At 70.4% G+C, this 19569-nt stretch carries 19 protein-coding genes; 6 read left to right on the top strand and 13 right to left on the bottom strand.

The window, feature by feature from the left end; all coding sequences use genetic code 11:
- The first annotated feature begins 161 nt into the window (after positions 1–161).
- On the top strand, positions 162–719 hold the full coding sequence (locus tag ACVN90_RS08370; protein WP_475101674.1) for an HdeD family acid-resistance protein: 558 nt from the start codon (positions 162–164) through the stop codon (positions 717–719).
- A gap of 69 nt (positions 720–788) precedes the next feature.
- Here ACVN90_RS08370 and ACVN90_RS08365 read toward each other — a convergent pair whose 3' ends face one another.
- Together ACVN90_RS08365 and ACVN90_RS08360 are read right to left on the bottom strand one after the other, a co-directional pair.
- Positions 789–2768, bottom strand: a complete 1980-nt coding sequence (locus tag ACVN90_RS08365; RefSeq protein WP_475101673.1) for a S9 family peptidase — start codon at positions 2766–2768, stop codon at positions 789–791.
- A gap of 4 nt (positions 2769–2772) precedes the next feature.
- On the bottom strand, positions 2773–3546 hold the full coding sequence (locus ACVN90_RS08360; RefSeq protein WP_475101672.1) for an SDR family oxidoreductase: 774 nt from the start codon (positions 3544–3546) through the stop codon (positions 2773–2775).
- A 42-nt stretch (positions 3547–3588) separates the two neighbouring features.
- Here ACVN90_RS08360 and ACVN90_RS08355 point away from each other — a divergent pair, with 42 nt between their 5' ends.
- The 4 genes from ACVN90_RS08355 to ACVN90_RS08340 all read left to right on the top strand — a co-directional run bounded on the left by ACVN90_RS08355 (position 3589) and on the right by ACVN90_RS08340 (position 6406).
- Complete coding sequence (locus tag ACVN90_RS08355; RefSeq protein ID WP_475101671.1) at positions 3589–4083, top strand: NfeD family protein; 495 nt, start codon at positions 3589–3591, stop codon at positions 4081–4083.
- The gene (locus ACVN90_RS08350) at positions 4080–5111 is read left to right on the top strand and encodes an SPFH domain-containing protein (RefSeq protein WP_475101670.1); all 1032 of its coding nucleotides are present in this window, start codon (positions 4080–4082) and stop codon (positions 5109–5111) included. Before ACVN90_RS08355 ends, ACVN90_RS08350 begins: the two co-directional genes overlap by 4 nt.
- Complete coding sequence (locus ACVN90_RS08345; protein ID WP_475101669.1) at positions 5108–5896, top strand: glycerophosphodiester phosphodiesterase family protein; 789 nt, start codon at positions 5108–5110, stop codon at positions 5894–5896. Before ACVN90_RS08350 ends, ACVN90_RS08345 begins: the two co-directional genes overlap by 4 nt.
- Before the next feature lie 126 nt (positions 5897–6022).
- Positions 6023–6406 (top strand): RNA polymerase-binding protein RbpA, encoded by a 384-nt coding sequence (locus tag ACVN90_RS08340; protein ID WP_045302382.1) that lies wholly within the window; start codon positions 6023–6025, stop codon positions 6404–6406.
- Between the two features lie 24 nt (positions 6407–6430).
- Here the strand turns inward: ACVN90_RS08340 and lnt are convergent, their stop codons facing one another.
- The 9 genes from lnt to ACVN90_RS08295 form a co-directional block, all read right to left on the bottom strand.
- Positions 6431–7987 (bottom strand): apolipoprotein N-acyltransferase, encoded by a 1557-nt coding sequence (gene lnt, locus ACVN90_RS08335; protein WP_475101668.1) that lies wholly within the window; start codon positions 7985–7987, stop codon positions 6431–6433.
- 50 nt (positions 7988–8037) lie between these two features.
- On the bottom strand, positions 8038–10536 hold the full coding sequence (locus tag ACVN90_RS08330; protein WP_475101667.1) for a DEAD/DEAH box helicase: 2499 nt from the start codon (positions 10534–10536) through the stop codon (positions 8038–8040).
- Positions 10533–11360, bottom strand: a complete 828-nt coding sequence (tatC, locus tag ACVN90_RS08325; RefSeq protein WP_475101666.1) for a twin-arginine translocase subunit TatC — start codon at positions 11358–11360, stop codon at positions 10533–10535. The genes ACVN90_RS08330 and tatC overlap by 4 nt, the downstream gene beginning before the upstream one ends.
- Before the next feature lie 6 nt (positions 11361–11366).
- On the bottom strand, positions 11367–11612 hold the full coding sequence (gene tatA, locus ACVN90_RS08320) for a Sec-independent protein translocase subunit TatA (protein WP_116193575.1): 246 nt from the start codon (positions 11610–11612) through the stop codon (positions 11367–11369).
- Between the two features lie 67 nt (positions 11613–11679).
- Positions 11680–12642: a helix-turn-helix transcriptional regulator gene (locus ACVN90_RS08315; RefSeq protein ID WP_475101665.1), complete on the bottom strand. Its 963-nt coding sequence runs from the start codon at positions 12640–12642 to the stop codon at positions 11680–11682.
- Positions 12639–13634 carry a helix-turn-helix transcriptional regulator gene (locus ACVN90_RS08310; RefSeq protein ID WP_475101664.1) on the bottom strand — a complete coding sequence of 332 codons (996 nt, stop codon included), beginning with the start codon at positions 13632–13634 and terminating at the stop codon, positions 12639–12641. The genes ACVN90_RS08315 and ACVN90_RS08310 overlap by 4 nt, the downstream gene beginning before the upstream one ends.
- Before the next feature lie 45 nt (positions 13635–13679).
- A complete protein-coding gene (locus tag ACVN90_RS08305) occupies positions 13680–14645 on the bottom strand; it encodes an FKBP-type peptidyl-prolyl cis-trans isomerase (RefSeq protein WP_475101663.1) in 966 nt (321 codons plus the stop codon).
- Between the two features lie 9 nt (positions 14646–14654).
- Complete coding sequence (locus ACVN90_RS08300; RefSeq protein ID WP_475101662.1) at positions 14655–15680, bottom strand: tRNA (adenine-N1)-methyltransferase; 1026 nt, start codon at positions 15678–15680, stop codon at positions 14655–14657.
- Positions 15677–16384 (bottom strand): HAD family hydrolase, encoded by a 708-nt coding sequence (locus ACVN90_RS08295; protein ID WP_475101661.1) that lies wholly within the window; start codon positions 16382–16384, stop codon positions 15677–15679. Before ACVN90_RS08295 ends, ACVN90_RS08300 begins: the two co-directional genes overlap by 4 nt.
- A gap of 92 nt (positions 16385–16476) precedes the next feature.
- Between ACVN90_RS08295 and ACVN90_RS08290 the strand changes: the two genes are divergently transcribed.
- Positions 16477–17352, top strand: a complete 876-nt coding sequence (locus ACVN90_RS08290) for a PAC2 family protein (RefSeq protein WP_475101660.1) — start codon at positions 16477–16479, stop codon at positions 17350–17352.
- 21 nt (positions 17353–17373) lie between these two features.
- Here ACVN90_RS08290 and ACVN90_RS08285 read toward each other — a convergent pair whose 3' ends face one another.
- Both ACVN90_RS08285 and ACVN90_RS08280 read right to left on the bottom strand, forming a co-directional pair.
- Positions 17374–18195, bottom strand: a complete 822-nt coding sequence (locus ACVN90_RS08285; protein ID WP_475101659.1) for an undecaprenyl-diphosphate phosphatase — start codon at positions 18193–18195, stop codon at positions 17374–17376.
- A gap of 59 nt (positions 18196–18254) precedes the next feature.
- A complete protein-coding gene (locus ACVN90_RS08280; RefSeq protein WP_475101658.1) occupies positions 18255–19556 on the bottom strand; it encodes a M20/M25/M40 family metallo-hydrolase in 1302 nt (433 codons plus the stop codon).
- Between the last annotated feature and the right edge of the window lie 13 nt (positions 19557–19569).

Genomic DNA, 19569 nt, shown 5'->3' with positions numbered 1-19569 from the left:
CGCCGATCCGGGCGCGCACGCTGCGCACGCTCACGCTAGCGCGGCGCGACCCGTCGAAGCGATGGGCATCGGGCAACACACGTTCACGGTCGCTTGCATGTTCGATCTGGGGTCTAAGCTTTAGCCGCACTACGTACAGGGAACTCTCAGAAAGGCCCCTCATGTCCACTGCATCCGAAGCCGAGAAGTCGGCCGTCAACGGAATCCGCACGGCGCTCGGCGTCGGCGGCGTCCTCGCCATCATCGTCGGCATCCTGATCCTGGTCTGGCCGGGCAAGACGGCCGCGGTCATCACGGCGATCATCGCGATCTATGCGATCGCCGCCGGCCTGGTCTACGCCGGTCTCGGGATCTTCTCGAAGACCAAGGGCGGCTGGGCTCGCGTGGGCCACATCGCGCTCGGCATCCTGTTCATCATCGCCGGCGTCGTGGCTCTGTTCAACCTCGGTCAGACGACGGCGTGGCTCGCGCTGTTCCTCGGCATCCTCATCGGAATCATGTGGATCGTCGAAGGCATCGTGGCGCTGTCGACGCTCGGCGACGCGTCGTCGAAGGGCTGGTCGATCTTCTTCGCCATCCTGAGCATCATCGCCGGTATCGTCGTGCTCTTCGCGCCGGTCTGGGGTGTCGCGATCCTCTGGTGGATCCTCGGCATCTCGCTCGTCGTGCTCGGTGTGATCAACATCGTCCGCGCCTTCACCTTCAAGGGCGACATCTGATCCGCGCCTGAACCGCAGTCGGCCCCGGGGAGCGAACGCTCCCGGGGCCGACTCGTGTCTGCGGTCGGATCAGCCGACCGGGAGGTGCCGGCTCCACCAGTCGAGCACCGCGTCGAAGCGCTGGACGCGGTGGCGCGGCTGACCGGAGCGCGTGAGCTCGTGGTTCTCACCGGGAAACACCAGCATCTCGGCCTCGGTGCCCTGGCGCTTGAGCGCCGCGTAGTAGCGCGTCGCCTGTTCGAGCGGGCAGCGCAAGTCGAGCTCGGAATGCATCACGAGCGTCGGGGTCGTCACCTGCCCGACGACCGCCATCGGGCTCTGGCGCGCGATGTCGTCGGCCGAGATGCCGACGTACTGGTCGCCGAAGAACGAGCCGATGTCGCTCGTGCCCTGGAACGAGAGCGGCTCGAGGAAGCCGCGCTCCACGATCGCCCCGGAGAACCGGTGGTCGTGCGCGATGACCCACGCCGTGAGGTAGCCGCCGTACGAGCCTCCCTGCACGCCGACCCGGTCAGCGTCCAGGCGGGCGTCGTCGGCGATCGCTCCCTCGAGGAAGTCGATGACGTCGGCGAAGTCGACAGTGCCCATCTGCTGACGGATGCTGCGCCCATGCGCCCGCCCGTACCCCGCTGAGCCGCGCGGGTTCGAGTAGACGACCGCGTAGCCCGCGTCGACGAGCACCTGCGTCTCGTCGAACAGGTGCACGCCGTACGAGGCGAAGGGGCCGCCGTGGATCTGCAGGATGACCGGGAACGGGCCCTCGCCCTCCGGCGTCGCGACCCAGCCGTGCACCGGGTAGCCGTCGCGGCCTGTGATCGTGAGCTCGCGGGGAAGGACGATCCCGGATGCTGCCGCCCGAGCCCCGAACGAAGTCAGGGTGCGCGCGGCACCGTCCTCGATGACGACGAGCTCGCCGAACGAGTCGGGCTGGGACACCGAGGCCACGACCAGGCCGCCGCCGGTCGCGTGGCCGCCGACCTCGACATCTCCGCCGAGGAGCTCGGTGACCGCACCGTCCCGCGTGACGCGCAGCAGCCGCACGCGACCGCGCGCGGCGTCCTGCACGACGAACGCGTCGCCGTCCGCCCGCAGGTGTCCCTCGCCGAGGTTCAGCTCGTCGGCGTCGGTGATGCGGCGAGCGCTGCCGTCCTCCACGAGCCACAGGCCGACGCCGGGGGCGACGAAGTCGACGCCGTCGCCGACCTCGTGCGCGAGGAGGGCGATCGTGCCGTCCGCGCCGGCGACCGCCTCGTAGACAGCGATGCCCGCGTCGGTGCCGAGCACCTCACGCTGCCCCGAGCCGTCGACGGCCACGGCGACGATGCGGTCGCGCAGGTCCCGGCGGTCCGCCTCGATCTCGTCGGGCACGGTGAGGAGCTCGCGCCCGTCCGCGGTGAAGACGACCCCGCCGTGCGATGCCGTTCCCTCGGTGAGCTGGCGTGCCTCGGCGGCGACCAGCGTCTTCTTGGGCGGCGTCTCGTCGTCGGGGCGCACCGCTGCGGCGGGCTCGTAGAACGGCTCCGTGTCGACCTCGGGCACCGCGATCACGAAGACGTGGGCAGGGCGATCGCCGATGTAGCCGAGGCCGTTCGCGTGCCACCGCACACCGGTGATGTGCCGCGGCGCCTCGGCCGCAGCATCCAATCCCTCCACGCTGCCGTAGCGGCCCTTCTCGGGCACGCGGGCGATGAACGCGATGGTCGCCCCGTCGGGCGACCAGGCGAAGTCCTCGACGCCCAGGACGGTTTCGGTCGCCTGCACCGGCTCGCCGCCGGCGGCCGCGACCACGTGCACCTGCGGCTTGCCCTTGGCGTCGCCACGCATGAACGCGATACGGGTGTCGTCGGGTGAGAGCTTCGGCGAGCCGTCGGCGGTGCCGCGGGTGAGGCGTCGAGGCGTGCCGTCGGGGAGGTCGACGCGCCACACCTGGCCGACGCTCCGGTTGGCCGCGAGGTCCGGACGCGAGGTCGCGAAGACGGCGAACGAGCCGTCGGCGGCGATCTCGGGACGCCCGACCGAGACGAGAGTCTCGATGTCGTTCGCCTTCATCGGGTCACTCCGCGCCGAACGACGAGACGTCGCCCACGAGGCGGGTGTTGTCGGCCGGCACCGGGTCGAGCGCCGCCTGCGCGACCTCGGCGGCGAACTCCGACACGTTGTAGAGCTTGCCCGCGTCCTCGCGACGCGCGGCGATGGCGCCCGGGTTCGCCCGCTCGAGCAGCGTCGCGGTGATCGTGCCCTCGATCATGTCGCCCGACACGACGACGAACTCGACGCCGCGCTCGGTGAGCGCGGGGATGCGCTCGCGCAGGGCGTCCTCACCGGCGCGCTTCGACAGTGCGACCGGCTCGTACTCCGGCATCGTCGGCGTGGTGCGGATGAAGTGCGCCTGGTGGCTCGTCACGAAGACGACGCGCGAGCCCTCGCCGAGGATCGGGAGCGCCGTCTCGAGCACGTTCACCTGCGCATCGCGGTTGAGAAGGAGCGCGTAGTCCTCGGCCATTCCGGACTCCATGCCGCCCGACGCGTTGAGCACGAGGATGTCGAGCGAGCCGAACGTGTTCGCGACCTCGTCGAACATCGCCTGCACCGATGCGGGGTCGGTGAGATCGGCGCCGACCACGAGCACCTGGACACCCAGCTCGCGCAGCTCGGTGGCGAGCTTCTCGGCGCGCGGAGCCTTGTTGCGGTAGTTGATGACGACGTCCGCTCCGGCCTGCGCGAGGTAGCGGGCCGTGTCGGCGCCGATGCCGCGGGACGAGCCCGTCACGAGTGCGGTCTTGCCGCTCAGCGAGCTCTCGGGAAGCGGGTTCAGAGTCTGAGTCACGTGTAGACCCTACCTGCTAGGTTCGAGCTGAGGAGGCGCACCGTGGAGCTCATCGAGGTCGTCGAACAGTGGGCATGGATCGGCTGGCTGGTGCTGATCCTGGTGTTCCTCGTGATCGAGATGCTGACTCTCGACTTCACGTTCCTGATGCTCAGCATCGGCGGTCTCGCGGGCCTGCTTACCGACCTCCTCGGCGCGCCGATCTGGCTCCAGGTGATCATCGCCGCCGGTGTCGCCGCCGCCCTCGTGCTCCTGCTCCGGCCACCGCTGCTGAGACGCCTGCGCCGCGGCGAAGACCCGACGCCGTCGAACGTCGACGCCCTCATCGGCCTGGGCGGCACCGTCGTCTCGTCGGTCGGCGCGCACGGCGGCCAGGTCAAGCTCGCCAACGGCGACATCTGGACCGCGCGCACAGAGACCGGAGACCTCCAGCCGGGCATGCGCGTGCGCGTCAGCCGCATCGAGGGCGCGACCGCGGTGGTGCGCTCCGACTTCCCCGAATCCCTCGCCCCCGCACCGGAGGACCCGCTCGCATGAACGACTTCACCTCGGCCATCCCGACGGCGATCGGGTGGATCCTCGCGATCGCGGTCTTCATCTTCGTCCTGGTCGTCATCTTCCGGTCCATCCGGATCATCCCGCAGGCGACGGCCGGCATCGTCGAGCGCCTGGGGCGGTACCACAAGACGCTCTCCCCCGGACTCAATCTGCTCGTCCCCTTCATCGACCGTCTGCGCCCCCTCCTCGACATGCGCGAGCAGGTCGTCTCGTTCCCGCCGCAGCCCGTGATCACCGAAGACAACCTCGTCGTCTCGATCGACACCGTGGTGTACTTCCAGGTCACCGATGCCCGGGCCGCGACCTACGAGATCGCCAACTACCTCAGCGCCGTGGAGCAGTTGACCGTGACGACCCTCCGCAACGTGGTCGGCGGGCTCAACCTCGAGGAGGCGCTCACGAGTCGCGACAACATCAACGGGCAGCTGCGCGTCGTGCTCGACGAGGCGACCGGCAAGTGGGGCCTGCGCGTGTCGCGCGTCGAGCTCAAGGCCATCGACCCGCCGCACTCCATTCAGGACTCCATGGAGAAGCAGATGCGCGCCGAGCGTGAACGCCGCGCGACGATCCTCACCGCCGAGGGCTCGAAGCAGTCCCAGATCCTCGAGGCCGAGGGCCGCCGGCAGGCCGAGATCCTGAAGGCCGAAGGTGACAAGCAGGCCGCGGTCCTGCGCGCACAGGGCGAGGCCGAGGCGATCCAGACCGTGTTCGACGCGATCCACACCGGCAACCCCGACGACAAGCTGCTCGCGTACCAGTACCTGCAGACCCTGCCGAAGATCGCCGACAGCGCCTCGAGCAAGCTCTGGATCATCCCGAGCGAGTTCACCGAGGCACTCAAGGGCCTGACAGGCTCCTTTGCGGGCGTGATGGCGGATGCTGCGGCCAAGGGCCGCCCGCCCGGGGCAGGCGGCATCGCCACCGGCGGGGTCGCGTCGAGCGGCCCGGCCACCGGTGGGCCCGCGATCGGCGGCCCGCCCCCCGCGGTCACGCCGCCCACCCCGTGACCCACCCCTGGTTCGAGGGCGTCGCGACACCCCGCGTGCTCGCACACCGCGGCCTCGTCACGCCCGACGCCGAGCGCAGCGGCATCGTCGAGAACTCCTTCGCCGCCGTCGCCGCGGCACACTCGGCCGGCGCGCGCTACGTCGAGTCGGACTGCCACCGCACCGCCGACGGCGTCGTGGTGCTGTTCCACGATGACGACCTCTCGCGCGTGACCGGTGACCCACGCAAGATCGCCGACGTGACCGTGCGGGAGCTCGAGCACCTCATGGCCCCGCGGGGCGGCCTCATCACGCTCGCGCAGGCTCTGACGTCATTTCCCACCGTCAGGTTCAACCTCGACGTGAAGGCGACGGATGCCGCGTCCGCCGTCGGCACAGCGATCGCGCCGTTCGCCGACCGAGTGCTGCTGACGAGCTTCTCGGACGAACGGCGACGCGCCGCGCTGAGCGCCGCTCAGGTCGTGAGCGAGGCGTCGGGGCGCAGCATCCGTCCCGCGACGTCAGGGGGTCGCGGCACCATCGCGCGCGTGCTGGCGGCCGTGTCGGCGCGCTCGGATCGCCTTGTCGCGCGCGCTCTCGCGGGCGTGGACGCCCTTCAGGTGCCGGAGCGGCAGGGCCGCCTGCGCATCGTCACGCCCCGGCTCATCGCGGCGGCGCACCGGCACGGCGTGGAGGTGCACGTGTGGACCGTCAACGCCCCCGGCGACATGGTCCGCCTCGTCGAGATGGGCGTCGACGGCATCGTCACCGACCGCGCGGACGTCGCCCTCGCCGCTCTCGCCTAACATGGGGTGGTAACGGTCCGCATCTCCCCCTGTGCATCCACTGTGAAAGGTCGATGAACAGGGGTCCTTCGGATGATCCGCTCAGGTCACTTCGTTATACCTGTACAGCGACGAGAGGACCACAAAATGGCAGACCGCAGCCTGCGCGGCATCCGACTCGGCGCCCAGAGCCTACAGAGCGAAGAGGGCGTCGTGTTCCATGAGCGCGCACAGCACATCTACTCGTGCACGTCGTGTGGACGTGACACGACTTTGACCTTCGCGGCCGACGCCGAGGTTCCGCCCGCCTGGGAGTGCCGCACATGCGGCGCCGAGGCGCTGCTGCGGGTGGGTGACGGCACCGCGACCGTCGACCACTCCGGCGACAAGACGCCTCGCAGTCACTGGGACATGCTCCTGGAGCGCCGCACCATCCCCGAGCTCGAAGAGCTGCTCGAGGAGCGCCTCGCGTACGTCCGCGCCCGCCGCGGCGCCGGCGAGGCCGTGACGGTGGACAAGCTCAGCGCCTGACCCGCGCTCCGCGCGACGCCGGCCCTACGGGGCCGGCGTTTTCGCGTGCCCGTGCGAGCGCCGGCGCACGGCGAATCCGAAGCCTGCGAGAACGATGACGCTTCCCCACGCCACCAGCGCGTTCAGCCACGGCCCGATGATGACGGCCGGTGTGAGGCCTGTCCGCAACGGCACATCGGTGAGCATGTGGCCCGGTTCGTCGGCCGGGAGCCCGTCGATGGTGGACCCGTCGGGCGCGATCACCTGACTCGTGCCCACCGTCGAGAGGTTGACGACCGAGCGCCCGGTCTCGATGGCGCGCAGTCGCGCGACGGCGAGCTGCTGGAGGTTCTCGTCGGTGCCCCGGAAGTCGGCGTTGTTGGTCTGGAAGAGGTAGATCTCCGCGCCGTCGCGCGCGCCTTCCCAGATCAGCGCGTCGTAGATGACGTCGAAGCAGATCGCGAGTCCGGCGACGGTGCCGTCGATGTCGAACACCGGCGGGGTGGTGCCGGGCGTGTAGTCCCTGCCGATCATGCCGATGAGGTCGGGGGCGATCGACGCGTAGAACTCCCGGTCGGGCACGTACTCGCCGAACGGCACCGGGTTGCGTTTGTCGTACGTCTGCTCGATGCCGGCGCCCTCGCGCCAGAGGAACGACATGTTGAAGTATTCGTCGCCGCGCTTGTCGATGCGGTTGGCGACGAGCGGGGCGCCCACCTGCCGCGCCACGCGATCGAGGGCGGCCGCGACGACCGGCGACGCGTCGGGGTCCACGTCGACGCTCCCTTCGGGCCACAGCACCACATCCACGCCCTCCGCGCCGAACAGCGGCTTCGTGGCCTCGTACTGTGACGCGAGGATGTCCCCCGCCTCCCGCTCGTCGAAGTAGCCGGCGGGGCCATTGCCTTGCACGCTCGCGACGCGCATCTTCCCCGCGGGCGTCGTCGCCCACGCGGGGACGAGGAGAAGGGCCGTGGCGACGAGGACGAGCACTCCGAGCGGGAGGAGCGGACGGATGCTGCTCCCCCGCGCGCGTTGCGGAGCCCGGACGAGCTCCACCGACGCGGCGACGAGCGCGACGATCAGGAACGTGAGTCCGGCGGTTCCCGTCCACGAGACCACCTCGGCGAACGGCCCGTTCACCTGTGACGTTCCGACGCGCCCCCAGGGAAAGCCACCGTACGGAAAACCGCCGATCACCGCCTCTTTCGCAGTCCACAGCCCCGCGACGAGCACCGAGGTGAGCAGGATGCGACCCCGACGCGGCACCACCACGGGCACCCACAGGTACGCCAGCGAGATCAGCACCGCGCCGCCCGCGACGAACAGCGCCTCGAGCAGGGAGAGCGCGAGCCACGGAAGCGGCCCGACCCATTCGGCGGTGAAGTCGACGTTGAGCAGATAGAACGCGAGGCCGTAGGCGAGTCCGGTGAGGAATGCGCCGCCGACCCGGCGCCCGATGAGCGTCACGAGCGCCAGCGCGACCGAGACGAAGGCCATCGGCCACCACGCCACCGAGGGGAACGCCAGGTCGAACAGCACCCCGGCCAGGACCGAGAGCGGAACCGCCGCCCAGAGCGGCAGGATCGGGCGAGGTGGCACGGATTCAGCCTAGGCGAGCGGGACGGCGTTCCCTCGCCGCGTCGGCGCGGCTAGACCCCGGAGTAGGCGACGATGCCGCGGCGCACAGCATCCAACGCCTTGCGGGCTGTGCCCGCGATCGGCTGGTCGGCGACGATCGACAGCTGGTCGAGCAGGTCGATCGTCTGCTTCGACCAGCGCACGAAGTCGCCGGCCGCCATGTCGGCCTCGATCAGCACGCGGTCGAGCATGCCGCCGCGCGCCCACGTGTGCATCGCCTGCGCGAGGCCGGCCGCGACCGGCTCGGTGCCGGGAAGCCGGTGCTCCTGCTCGAGGTCGTCGAGCTCCTCCCACAGCGACAGCGTCGCCTCGAACGCCGGCCGGAACGCGCCGCGCGGCAGTCCCCGCTCGCCCGGGCCGCCGTCGTCCCGCCTCGGCTCGTACACCAGCGAGCAGGCGAGCGCGGCGAGGGAGGCGGCGTCCAGGTCCTTCCAGATGCCGCGGCGCAGTGACTCGGCGACGAGCAGGTCGCGCTCACCGTAGATGCGGCGCATCGTACGACCCGCGGGCGTCAGCGCCGTCGAGCCGTCGTCCTGGATCGACACGTACTCGAGCGCGCCCAGCACATCGACGACGCGGTCGAAGATGCGGGCGACCGTGCCGGTGCGGGTCTCGATCTGCCGCCGCAGCTTGTCGACGTCGCGCTTGAGCTTCCAGTACCTCTCGGCCCACCGCGCGTGGTGCTCGCGATCGGGGCACTGGTGGCACGCGTGGCGCTGCATCTGCTTGCGCAGACTCGCGATGTGGCGCAGCCGTTCGTCGCGGGTGCGCCGCGAGGCGTTCGCGTCCTTGCGGTTCAGCTTCTCGACGTCGCTCAGCTCGCGACGGATGCGCGAGTACTCGGCGAAGTCGCCGCGGTCGCACGTCATCGCCTTCGCGTAGCCGGCGAGCGACTCCTCCTGCTCCTTGACCTGCCGGGCGAGCCCGACGACGGCGCGGTCGGCCTGGAACTGGGCGAACGACGACTCGAGGATCTCGCGCGCCTTGGCCCGGCCGAACTGGTCGATGAGGTTGACCGCCATGTTGTACGTCGGCCGGAAGCTCGAGTTGAGCGGGTACGTGCGCCGGGAGGCGAGGGCGGCGACGGCCTGCGGGTCGAGCCCCTCGGTCCACTGGATCACCGCGTGTCCCTCGACGTCGATGCCGCGCCGGCCGGCACGACCGGTCAGCTGCGTGTACTCCCCCGACGTGATGGCGACACGGGCTTCGCCGTTGAACTTCTCGAGCTTCTCGAGCACCACCGTGCGCGCGGGCATGTTGATGCCGAGCGCGAGGGTCTCGGTGGCGAACACGACCTTGACCAGCTTGCGCTGGAACAGCTCTTCGACGACCTCCTTGAACGCCGGCAGGAGGCCGGCGTGGTGCGAGGCGACACCGCGCTCGAGATTCTCGCGCCACTCCCAGAAGCCCAGCACGGCGAGGTCCTCTTCGAGGAGGGTGCGCGTGCGCTCTTCGATCACGGCGCGGATCTCGCGGCGCTCGTCCTGCGACGTCAGCCGCACACCGGCGCGGCGCACCTGCTGCACGGCGGCATCGCAGCCCGCCCGGCTGAAGATGAAGAAGATCGCCGGGAGCAGGTTGGCCCGCGACAGCAGCTCGACGACATCGGGGCGGTCGAGACGCTCGATCCGCTGCACGTTCGCCGACCGCACCGGCCGCTTGCCCCCGCGGTGGGGACGACGATGGGATGCCTCGTACCCCGCCTGGCGCGCACTGTTCGACGCCTGCACCCGATGATTTCGCTCGAAGTTCTGGCCCTTGAAGGACCGGATGCGCATCAGCTCCTGGTTGACCTGCGCGGTCGCGATGCCGGCGCGGTCGTCGAACAGCGGCAGCAGGTCGCCGCGCACCAGCACGTGCTGCTCGAGGGGCACCGGGCGCGTCTCCGAGACGATGACTTCGGTGTCGCCGCGGACGGTGTCGAGCCAATCGCCGAACTCCTCGGCGTTCGAGACGGTCGCCGACAGCGAGATCAGCCGCACGCTCGGCGCGAGGTGGATGATGACCTCCTCCCACACGGCACCGCGGAAGCGGTCGGCGAGGTAGTGCACCTCGTCCATGACCACATACCGGAGGCCCCGCAGCGCCGGCGAGTCGGCGTACAGCATGTTGCGCAGCACCTCGGTCGTCATCACGACGATGCGCGCGTTGCCGTTGATGTTGGTGTCGCCGGTGAGAAGACCCACCTCGCCCTCGCCGTACACGTCCTGCAGCTCGCGGAACTTCTGGTTCGAGAGCGCCTTCATCGGCGTCGTGTAGAACGCCTTGTCTCCGGGTTCGCGCATCGCCAGATGCACGGCGAACTCGCCGACGATCGTCTTGCCCGCGCCGGTGGGGGCGGCCACCAGGACGCTGCGGCCCTCCTCGAGGGCGCGGCATCCTTCGATCTGGAAGGGGTCGAGCGTGAACCGCTGGGAGGCGGCGAACGCGGCCGTGATCGGGTGCGTCCGATCGAGGCGTGCCGACGCGGTCGCTCGCGCGTAGCGGTCGGCGGGAGCGGACTCGCTCACGAGACCTCGGGCGGCAGAAGTCCGGCCGCGCGGTCCCGCTTGGCCTTGCGGCGGTCGAAGAGCATCGAGAGACCGACGGCGGCGAAGTAGAGCACGCACAGGATGCCCGCGAGCAGCAGCATCGAGGTGACGTCGGCGGCGGGCGTCGCGGCGGCCGCGAACACGGTGATCACGATGATGGCGACACGCCAGCCCTTGAGGATGCCGCGGCCCGACACGACGCCGGCGAGGTTCAGCGCGACCAGGAAGACGGGCGTCACGAACGAGATGCCGATCACCAGCAGCAGCTTGAACACGAAGTCGTAGTACGTGGCGTAGTCGTAGAACTGCGCGACGCCCAGGTCGTTCGGCACGAAGTTGGCCATGAGCACGACCATGTGCGGCATGATCAGCCAGCCGACGTACAGTCCCGCGACGAACAGCGGGATCGCCGCGGCGAGGAAGCCGACGGTGTAGCTGACCTCTTTGCGCGTGAGGCCGGGCATGATGAACGCCCAGATCTGCCAGAGCCAGATCGGCGCCGAGATCAGCAGGCCGATCGCGAAAGCGATCCGCATGTGCAGGTCGAAACCGCTGGAGACCGTCGTGAAGTTGAGCGCGATGTACTGGTCGCCCCGCTCGGTGGCGATCTGCACGATCGGCTGCGCCAGCAGGTCGATGACCCAGCCGCTGATGATGAACGCGACGACCATGCCGACCACGAGACCGGCGGCGGCGATGAAGAAACGCCGACGCAGCTCGCGCAGGTGCCCTCCGAGGGACATGCGCTTGTCGCGCCGAGGCTGCTCAGGCTCCTCGATGCGCGGTGGATCCGTGGTGACCACGGTGGGTCAGGATGACGGGTCTGCGGTGCTGCTCGAGCTCGCGGGGGTGTCGGCCTTGGGAGTCTCGGACGCCACGTTCTCGGCCTTCGGCTTCGCCGTGGAGTCGTCCTCCTTCATCGCCTTCATCTCGCCCTTGAAGACCCGGGCGGACTGACCGAGGCTCTTGGCCAGAGCCGGCAGTTTCGCAGCCCCGAACAGGAGCAGGATCACCGCGAGGATGATCAGAAGGTGCGGCCATCCGAATGCGCCCATGCGGAATCTCCTTGTCGGTGCGGATGTGCGAACAGTCTAACCTGACGACGAGGGCTCGGAACGGCCGTCACCGGTATTGCGCCAGCCCCGCTTCGGCCCAATCAGCCACGGCGCGGCGGGCTGCTGCGGGCTCGAGCACCTCGACGAGACCACCGCGGCGCGCCGCGAGACGCCGGAGGCTGAGTTCGTCGGCGACGCGCATGGTCGCGACAGTGACGCCGTCCGCGGTCTCGAGCGACGCGCGGTCGAGGTAGTCCCCCAGCAGCGGGGCGACATCCTCCGCGAAGCGGATGCGCGCGACCACATCGCCCGCATCGGCGTCGAACCAGTCCGGTGCCTGCTCGCCCGCGTGCGTGCTCGGGATGCCGGTGAGCTCGAGGTCGCTCACGCGGTCGAGGTGGAACGTGCGCATCGCCTCGCGAAGGTGGCACCACCCCTGCAGGTACCACTGCCCGCTCGCGATGTGGACCTTCACCGGGTCGACCGTGCGCGTCGTGGGCGCAGCATCCGGCGCCTTGTACGTGAACGACACGGCGACGCCGCGTCGGAGCGCATCGGACACGAGATCGCGCACGACGTCGACGGGCTCCGTCGCCAGGATCACCTCGGCCGGGATGCCGGACGCGCCCCGGGCGAGCTTCGCGAGCAGGCCCGCGTAAAGGGCGGTGTCGCCGACCCCGGGGATCGACCGCGCCAGCTGCAGGCCCGCGAGGAGTGCCGCCGCTTCGCGCGCCGTGAGCTTGGGGGCGCGCTCGAGGCCCACCGAGTTCGTGATGACGATGAGGTCGCGCTCATCGAGCAGGTCCCAGTCGATGTCGAACAGATCGTTCGCCATCTGCCAGTAGCCGCGGTCACCGGGAAGACCGATCACCGTGAGCTTCTCCACCATCGACCGCATCTGCTCTGGCGAGACGTCGAACTCGTCGGCGGCCTCGGCGAGCGAGACCTCGCCCTTGCCGATCAGATAGGGAACCAGCTGAAGCATGAGCGCCGCGCGATCGGTCGCGACGAGCTGGCGCCGGACGCTCATGAGATCCCTCCGTGGAGGTCGCGGGTCGCTGCGAGCCGCTCGATGACGCGATCGCGCAGGTCTGCCGGCTCGACGACCCGCACCTCGGGTCCGTAGGAGGCGAGCTCGTCGGCGAAGATGTGCGCGTCGACGTACGGCACGCGGATCCCCTGCTCGGCGGGCTGCGCGCGCCGCGCGAGGCGCAGTGCCGCCTCGGTGCCGGGGTTCACCTCGAGCAGGGCGGAATTGCGCGCGGCGACCTCGTCGAGGCCCGCGAGAGCACGGTCGCCCGCGCCCTCGCGCAGTGCCGGGTCGAAGGACGCGCGCGTGACGGCGACCTGCCCGACGATGCGCGCGAGCAGGAACGTGCGGTCCGCCTTGACGTCGAGGTCGATGCCGAACACGTGCCACCGGCCCTCGTACTCGACGAGGGCGAGGGGCTGCACGCGCCGGGTGCGGGGTGCGGCCTCGCCCGGCTTGAGGTACGGGAAGGTGACGACGCGGCTCGACTCGATCGCCTGCTGCAGCGCCGGGAACGCGGGATCGCGCAGGCTCAGGCGCGGTGAGAACCCGATGATGGGCTCGTCGACGAGATCGCCCAGGGCACGGATCTTGCGCAGGCCGCTGCGGGCGTCGTCCGACAGGGAGCTCTCGCTCCACACCCCGCCGGCGAGGGTCAGCAGCGCCAGCTCGGCCGGCGTGAACTCGATGTCCTCCGGAAGCTCGTACTCGGCGCTCGGCACGCGGTACCGCGCCTCGCGGAGGTCGTCGGGGTCGGCCCAGTCGCCGATGGTCTCGATCGGCACGCCGAGCCCGCGCAGCGATTCCTTGTCGCGCTCGAACATCTTCTCGAGCGCGTCCTTCGACGCCCCCGCCTCGCTCTGCTCGCGGTAGCCCGCGACCGAGGTCAGGATGGTGTCCTTGGTGAGGCCCTGATCCGTCGCGATGAGCGCCACCACGAGGTTCACCAGGCGCTCCTCGGGCGGGATCTTCGCGGCGGCAGTGGCAGGCACCCGCCTATCCTATGGCCGCCCGCGTCGGGGTCGTCGGACCTCGGGCTACTCCGCCGCCACCGCGTCGAGACCCAGGATGTCGATCACGAAGACCAGGGTCGAGCCGGCCGGGATGCCGCCCTGCGCCTGGTCGCCGTAGCCCTGGTCGGGCGGTACGACGACGAGAACCTGAGAGCCGACGGTCTGACCCTCGAGCGCCTTCGCGAAGCCCGGGACCACCCCGTCGAGCGTGAGCGATGCGGGCTCGCCGTCCCACGTCGTGTCGAAGGTCTCGTCCGCGCCCCAGACGACGCCGGTGTAGTGGACGCGCACCGGCTGCTCGCCGGTGACCTCCTCGCCGTCGCCCTTCTTGAGCGTCTGGATCGTCAGCTCGCTCGGCGCCGCGCCGTCGGGGATGATGAGGCCCGGGCGTCCGTCGGGCGCACGCACGACGCTCGGCAGCCCGAAGCCACTGTTGAACTGGTTCTGGCCGTCGGCGGCAGCGAGGTACACCTTGCGGAGGTCGATGACGGCGACGAGCGCGTCGCCGTCATCGAGACCGGCCTGATCGGCGACGCCCGAGGCGAGGTCGTCGGACGAGAGCGCGACCGCGACGCGGGACCCTTCGGTGGCGCAGTGCAGCGCGTCCTCGAAGCCGGGGAAGTTGGCGAACTGCGCGACCGAGCCGACTCGCGACAGGTCGCCGTCGTACGGCGTCGCAGCGAGCAGCTCACCGGTCGTGCCGCTGAACAGTGCGACGTCGAGCACGAGGGGCTGGTTGACGGAGGTGATGGCGGTGCCCTCACCCGTCACGACGTCCTGGTAGGCGAGCTCGGGGGCCTTCACCGGCGTGTACAGATCGACCTCGGGCTCGTCTTCGACATCGCCGGTGACGGTGATGAGGTCCATCACGTCAGGGTTCGACACCTCGGGACGCGAGCAGTCGGACGAGGACGAGCCGGGCAGCGAGCATCCGGCCAGGCCGACGGTCACCAGTCCCAGGACAACCAGGGCAGCGGGGATCTTGCGCACCGGCCTAGTTTAGGCGGACTCGTCGGGCGCGTCGGACCGTCCGGCCGCCTGGCGCGCGCCCTCGGCCGCCCGCTCGGCTTCCCGGACCCGCTTGCGCAGGTTCTTGTCGGTGATCTGCCGGTCGCCGACGGCGCCCGGGGTCCACAACTCCACGTCCTCGTCGCCGTAGCTCGACTTCGACGCGCGGCGCTTGACCTCGGGGGGGATCGCACCCGGAGCGAGCCGGCGCGCCCACACCAGGAAGCCGGTGTGCGCGACCATGCGGTGATCGGGGCGCACCGCGAGACCTTCGACGTGCCAGCCGCGCACCATGGTCTCGTTGGCGTCGGGCTCGGTGAACAGCCCCGTGCCGCGGATGTACTCCGCGACACGGCTGAGCTGGGTCGCGGTCGCGACGTAGCAGACCACGACTCCGCCGGGCGTGAGCGCCTCGGCCACCGCGTCGATGCACTCCCAGGGCGCGAGCATGTCGAGCACGACACGATCGACGGATGCCTCGGCCACCGTGTCGTTCAGCTCCTCGGCGAGGTCGCCCACGACCACGTCCCAGTTCGCCGGGACGTGCCCGGTGAAGGTCTCGACGTTCGCCCGTGCGACCGCGGCGAAGTCGTCGCGGCGCTCGAAGGAGACGAGCCTCCCTTCGCCCCCGATCGCGCGGAGGAGCCACAGCGACAGCGCCCCGGAGCCCACGCCGGCCTCGACGACCGTCGCGCCGGGGAAGATGTCGGCCTCGGCGAGGATCTGCGCGGCGTCCTTCGGGTAAACGATGGCCGCTCCACGCGGCATCGACATCACGAAGTCGCGCAGCAGCGGGCGCAGCGCCAGATACTCGTGCCCGCCGCTGTTCGCGACGACGGAGCCGTCGGGCTGCCCGACGAGCTGCGAGTGCCGCAGCACGCCGTGATGGGTGTGCAGCTCGCCGCCCTCACGCAGCGTGATGGTGTGGAGGCGACCCTTGGGGCCGGTGAGCTGCACACGGTCGCCGAGGCGGAAGGGGCCACTCGGGCGCGCCGTTTCCAGGTTGTCGTCGGTCATCGGGCGGTCTCCTCGGCGGGGTGCGGGGCGTGGACGCGGGCGCGGTGCGCCGCGTGGAACTCGGCGACGTCGGCGGCGGTGCGTCCTTCCAGGCTCTCCCACAGCGTGTGGGCGCCGGCGCCGGTGAGCGACACCATGAGCGGGACGCCGATGACCGACGCACCCGAGGCGACGGCCGAGCGCAGTCCGTTGGGCGAATCCTCGATGGCGACGGTCTCGTCGGGCGTGACGCCGAGCGCCTCGCACGCCTGCAGGTACGGATCTGGGAAGGGCTTCGGGCGCGTGACGTCGTCACCCGCGACGACGACGTCGAAGGCGTCGAAGTCGATGAGATCGACGACGGTCTGCGCCATGCGGCGCATCGACATCGTCACGAGCCCGGTCTTGATGCCGGCCTCGCGCAGACTCGCCAGCAGCTCTCGCGCGCCCGGCCGGAACGGCACGCCCGTCGCGGACAGCTGGCGCATGACGTCCTCGGTGAGGTGGTCGATGATCGCGTCCGTGCTCATGCGCACGCCTGTGCCCTGCAGGATGCGGGCGGAGTCCTCCAGTCCGAGGCCGACCAGGCCGAGCGCCTGCTCGTGGGACCACGTCCCTCCGAAGCTCTCGATGAGAGGCGTCTCCGCCGCCATCCAGTACGGCTCGGTGTCGACGAGGGTGCCGTCCATGTCCCACAGGACGGCGGCGAGTCGGGGCGCATTCACCGTGCAATCCTACCGAGGGGGCTCCGACCCTCCTCGGGGGCGGGGGCATATCCTGGAAGGAACCCGCAGCGGATGCGGGCGAAGGGGGTCTCGTGGACGGACTGGGTCGTCGTGTTCTCGTCGCAGCGTTCGACGGCTGGAACGACGCGGGCGAAGCCGCGTCGTCCGCCATCACGCAGCTGCGCGATGGCGGCTCGTACGAGACGGTGTTCTCGGTCGACCCCGAGCTCTACTTCGACTACCAGTACACGCGTCCGCACATCGCCGCAGACGGCGACGGACGCCGCACGCTGCGCTGGCCCGAGGCCACTCTGCTGCGCCCCGCGCAGGCGACCCGGGGGACGCAGCTGTGGCTGCTCACCGGCGTCGAGCCCGCCCGCGCCTGGCAGGCGTTCTCATCCGAGTTCATCGACGTCGCCCTCCGCGAAGACATCACGGGTTTCGTCGCGATCGGCTCGATGATGTCGGACGTGCCGCACACCCGGCCGATCTCGGTCTTCTCCGGCAGCGACAACGAGAACCTGCGTACGGCGCTGGAACTCGAGCGCACCACCTACGAGGGCCCTGTCGGCATCCTCAGTGTGCTGGGCGACGCCGCCGAGCGCGCGGGCATCCCGACGGCGAGCCTGTGGGCGAGCGTGCCGCACTACGTCGCCGGCCACACGCCCTCGCCCAAGGCGACGCTGGCGCTCCTCGACCGGCTCGAAGACATCACCGGCGCTCCCGTCCCCCGCGGCGACCTCGCCACGGAGGCGGCGGCATGGGAGGCCTCCATCGACGCCGCCGCGGCCGACGACGAGGAGATGACCGAGTACATCCACCAGCTCGAGCGCACCCGCGACACGTGGGATTCCCCCGAGGCCTCGGGCGACGCGATCGCGCAGGAGTTCGAGCGGTACCTGCGCCGCACCGACGGCAAGCCGGGCGACGGGCCGAGCAAGCCCGGCCGCGACGACCCGCGCCGCTGAGCGGCATCCGTCCCCCCGGTGTCAGGGGTTGATGACGCCCATGCTGAGCAGCACCAGCAGCAGTGATCCCAGCGCCACGCGGTAGACCACGAACGGCAGGAAGCTGTGCTTGGAGATCCAGTTCATGAAGAACGCGATCACGCCGAGCGCGACGATGAAGGCGACGGCCGTCGCCACGGCGGTCTCGCCGAGCGTGAACATGCCCGGCTCGTCGAGGCTCTTGAACAGCTGGAAGAAGCCGCTGCCGAAGACCGCCGGGATGGCCAGCAGGAACGCGTAGCGCGCGGCGGCCGCCCGCTCGTAGCCCATGAAGAGGCCGGCGGTGATGGTTCCGCCTGAGCGCGACACGCCCGGGATCAGCGCGAGCGACTGCGCGAAGCCGTAGATCACGCCGTGGCCGATCGTGATGTCCTGCAGCTTGCGCTTCTTGGCGCCCACGTGGTCGGCGATGCCGAGCAGCACGCCGAAGAAGATCAGCATGCCCGCGGTGATCCAGAGCGACCGCAGCACGGTCTCGATCTGATCCTGGAACAGCAGTCCCAGCACCACGATCGGGATCGACCCGACGATGATCAGCCACCCGAGCTTCGCGTCGGGGTCGTTGCGAGGGATGCGGCCGAACAGCGCCCGGAACCAGTGCCCGATGATCCTCACGATGTCGCGCCAGAAGAAGACCACGACGGCCGCCTCGGTGCCGATCTGCGTGATCGCGGTGAACGCCGCGCCCGGGTCCTCGGCGGACGGCAGGAACTCGCCGAGGATGCGCAGGTGCGCGCTCGACGAGATGGGAAGGAACTCGGTCAGTCCCTGGACGAAGCCGAGGATGATCGCTTCGAGAAGCATGGGCGCCTTTCAGCCGTTGCCATGACGGATGCCGCGGGAAGCTCGCATCCGCTCGGTTCTCAGTAGGTGCGGAGCAGATCTGTGAGGACGGCCTGGCCGAACACGAGTGCGTCGATCGGGACGCGCTCGTCGACGCCGTGGAACATGCCCGTGAAGTCGAGGTCGGACGGCAGGCGCAGCGGCGCGAAGCCGTAGCCGGCGATGCCGAGGCCGGCCAGAGCCTTGTTGTCGGTGCCGCCGCCCATGAGGTACGGCACGACGGGCGCGCCCGGGTCGTGACGGCCCAGCGCAGCGACCATCGCGTCGACGAGATCGCCCGAGAAGGGGACCTCGAGGCCGATGTCCTGGTGGACGACCTCGACCTCCACGTCGTCGCCCACGATTCGGCGGATGTCGGCCAGGACGGCTTCCTCGGTGCCGGGGAGCGCCCGCACGTCGATGAGCGCCTCGGCCCGGTCGGGGATGACGTTGTGCTTGTACCCGGCCACGAGACCGGTGGGATTGGTGGTCGTCCGCAGCGTCGAGCGGAGGAATCCGGATGCTGCGCCGGTGGCCGCCGCGACGGCGTCGGGCTCGGCGGCGCCCTGGCCGGTGAGCGCGGCGAGCCGCTCGCTCATCTCGCGCGAGGTGTCGGTGAGGGTCACAGGCCAGGCGGTGCGGCCGAGCGCCGCGACGGCCTCGGCGAGCCGCGTCACGGCGTTGTCGTCGTGCAGCTTGGACCCGTGCGCGGCGCGTCCGCGCGCGACGAGACGGATCCAGATGAGCGCCTTCTCCCCCACCTGCAGGAGGTACGCGTGGCGGTCGCCGATCGGGATCGAGTACCCGCCGACCTCGCTGATCGCCTCGGTGGCGCCCGCGAACCACTCCGGGCGGCCCTGGACCACGAGCGCGGACCCCTCGACACCGCCGTTCTCCTCGTCGGCGAAGAAGGTCAGGACGAGGTCGCGCTCGGGCTGCTCGCCGGCGCGCAGGATGTCGGCGACCGACGTCAGGATCATGGCGTCCATGTCCTTCATGTCGACGGCGCCGCGACCCCACAGCATTCCGTCCTTCACGACGCCCTCGAACGGGTCGACGCTCCAGTCCTCGGCGATCGCCGGGACCACGTCGAGGTGGCCGTGCAGCACGAGCGCGGGCTTGTCGCGGTTGCGGCCCGGAACCCGTGCCATGACGTTCGTGCGGCGCGGCAGGGGCTCGTAGAACTCGGGGCTCAGACCCAGCGTCTCGAGGTAGGCGCCGACGTACTCCGCGGCCTCCCGCTCGCCGGCGGCGCGGCCGCCGCCGTGGTTCGTCGTGTCGAAGCGGATCAGATCCCGCGCGATCGCGGCGACCTCCGGGAGTCCGGGATCGGATGAAGGCATGCGCTCAAACCTA

It is taken from the genome of Microbacterium sp. F01 (assembly GCF_056156365.1).
Note: the sequence above shows the minus strand (reverse complement) of the source record. Positions and strands in the feature narration are given on the sequence as shown.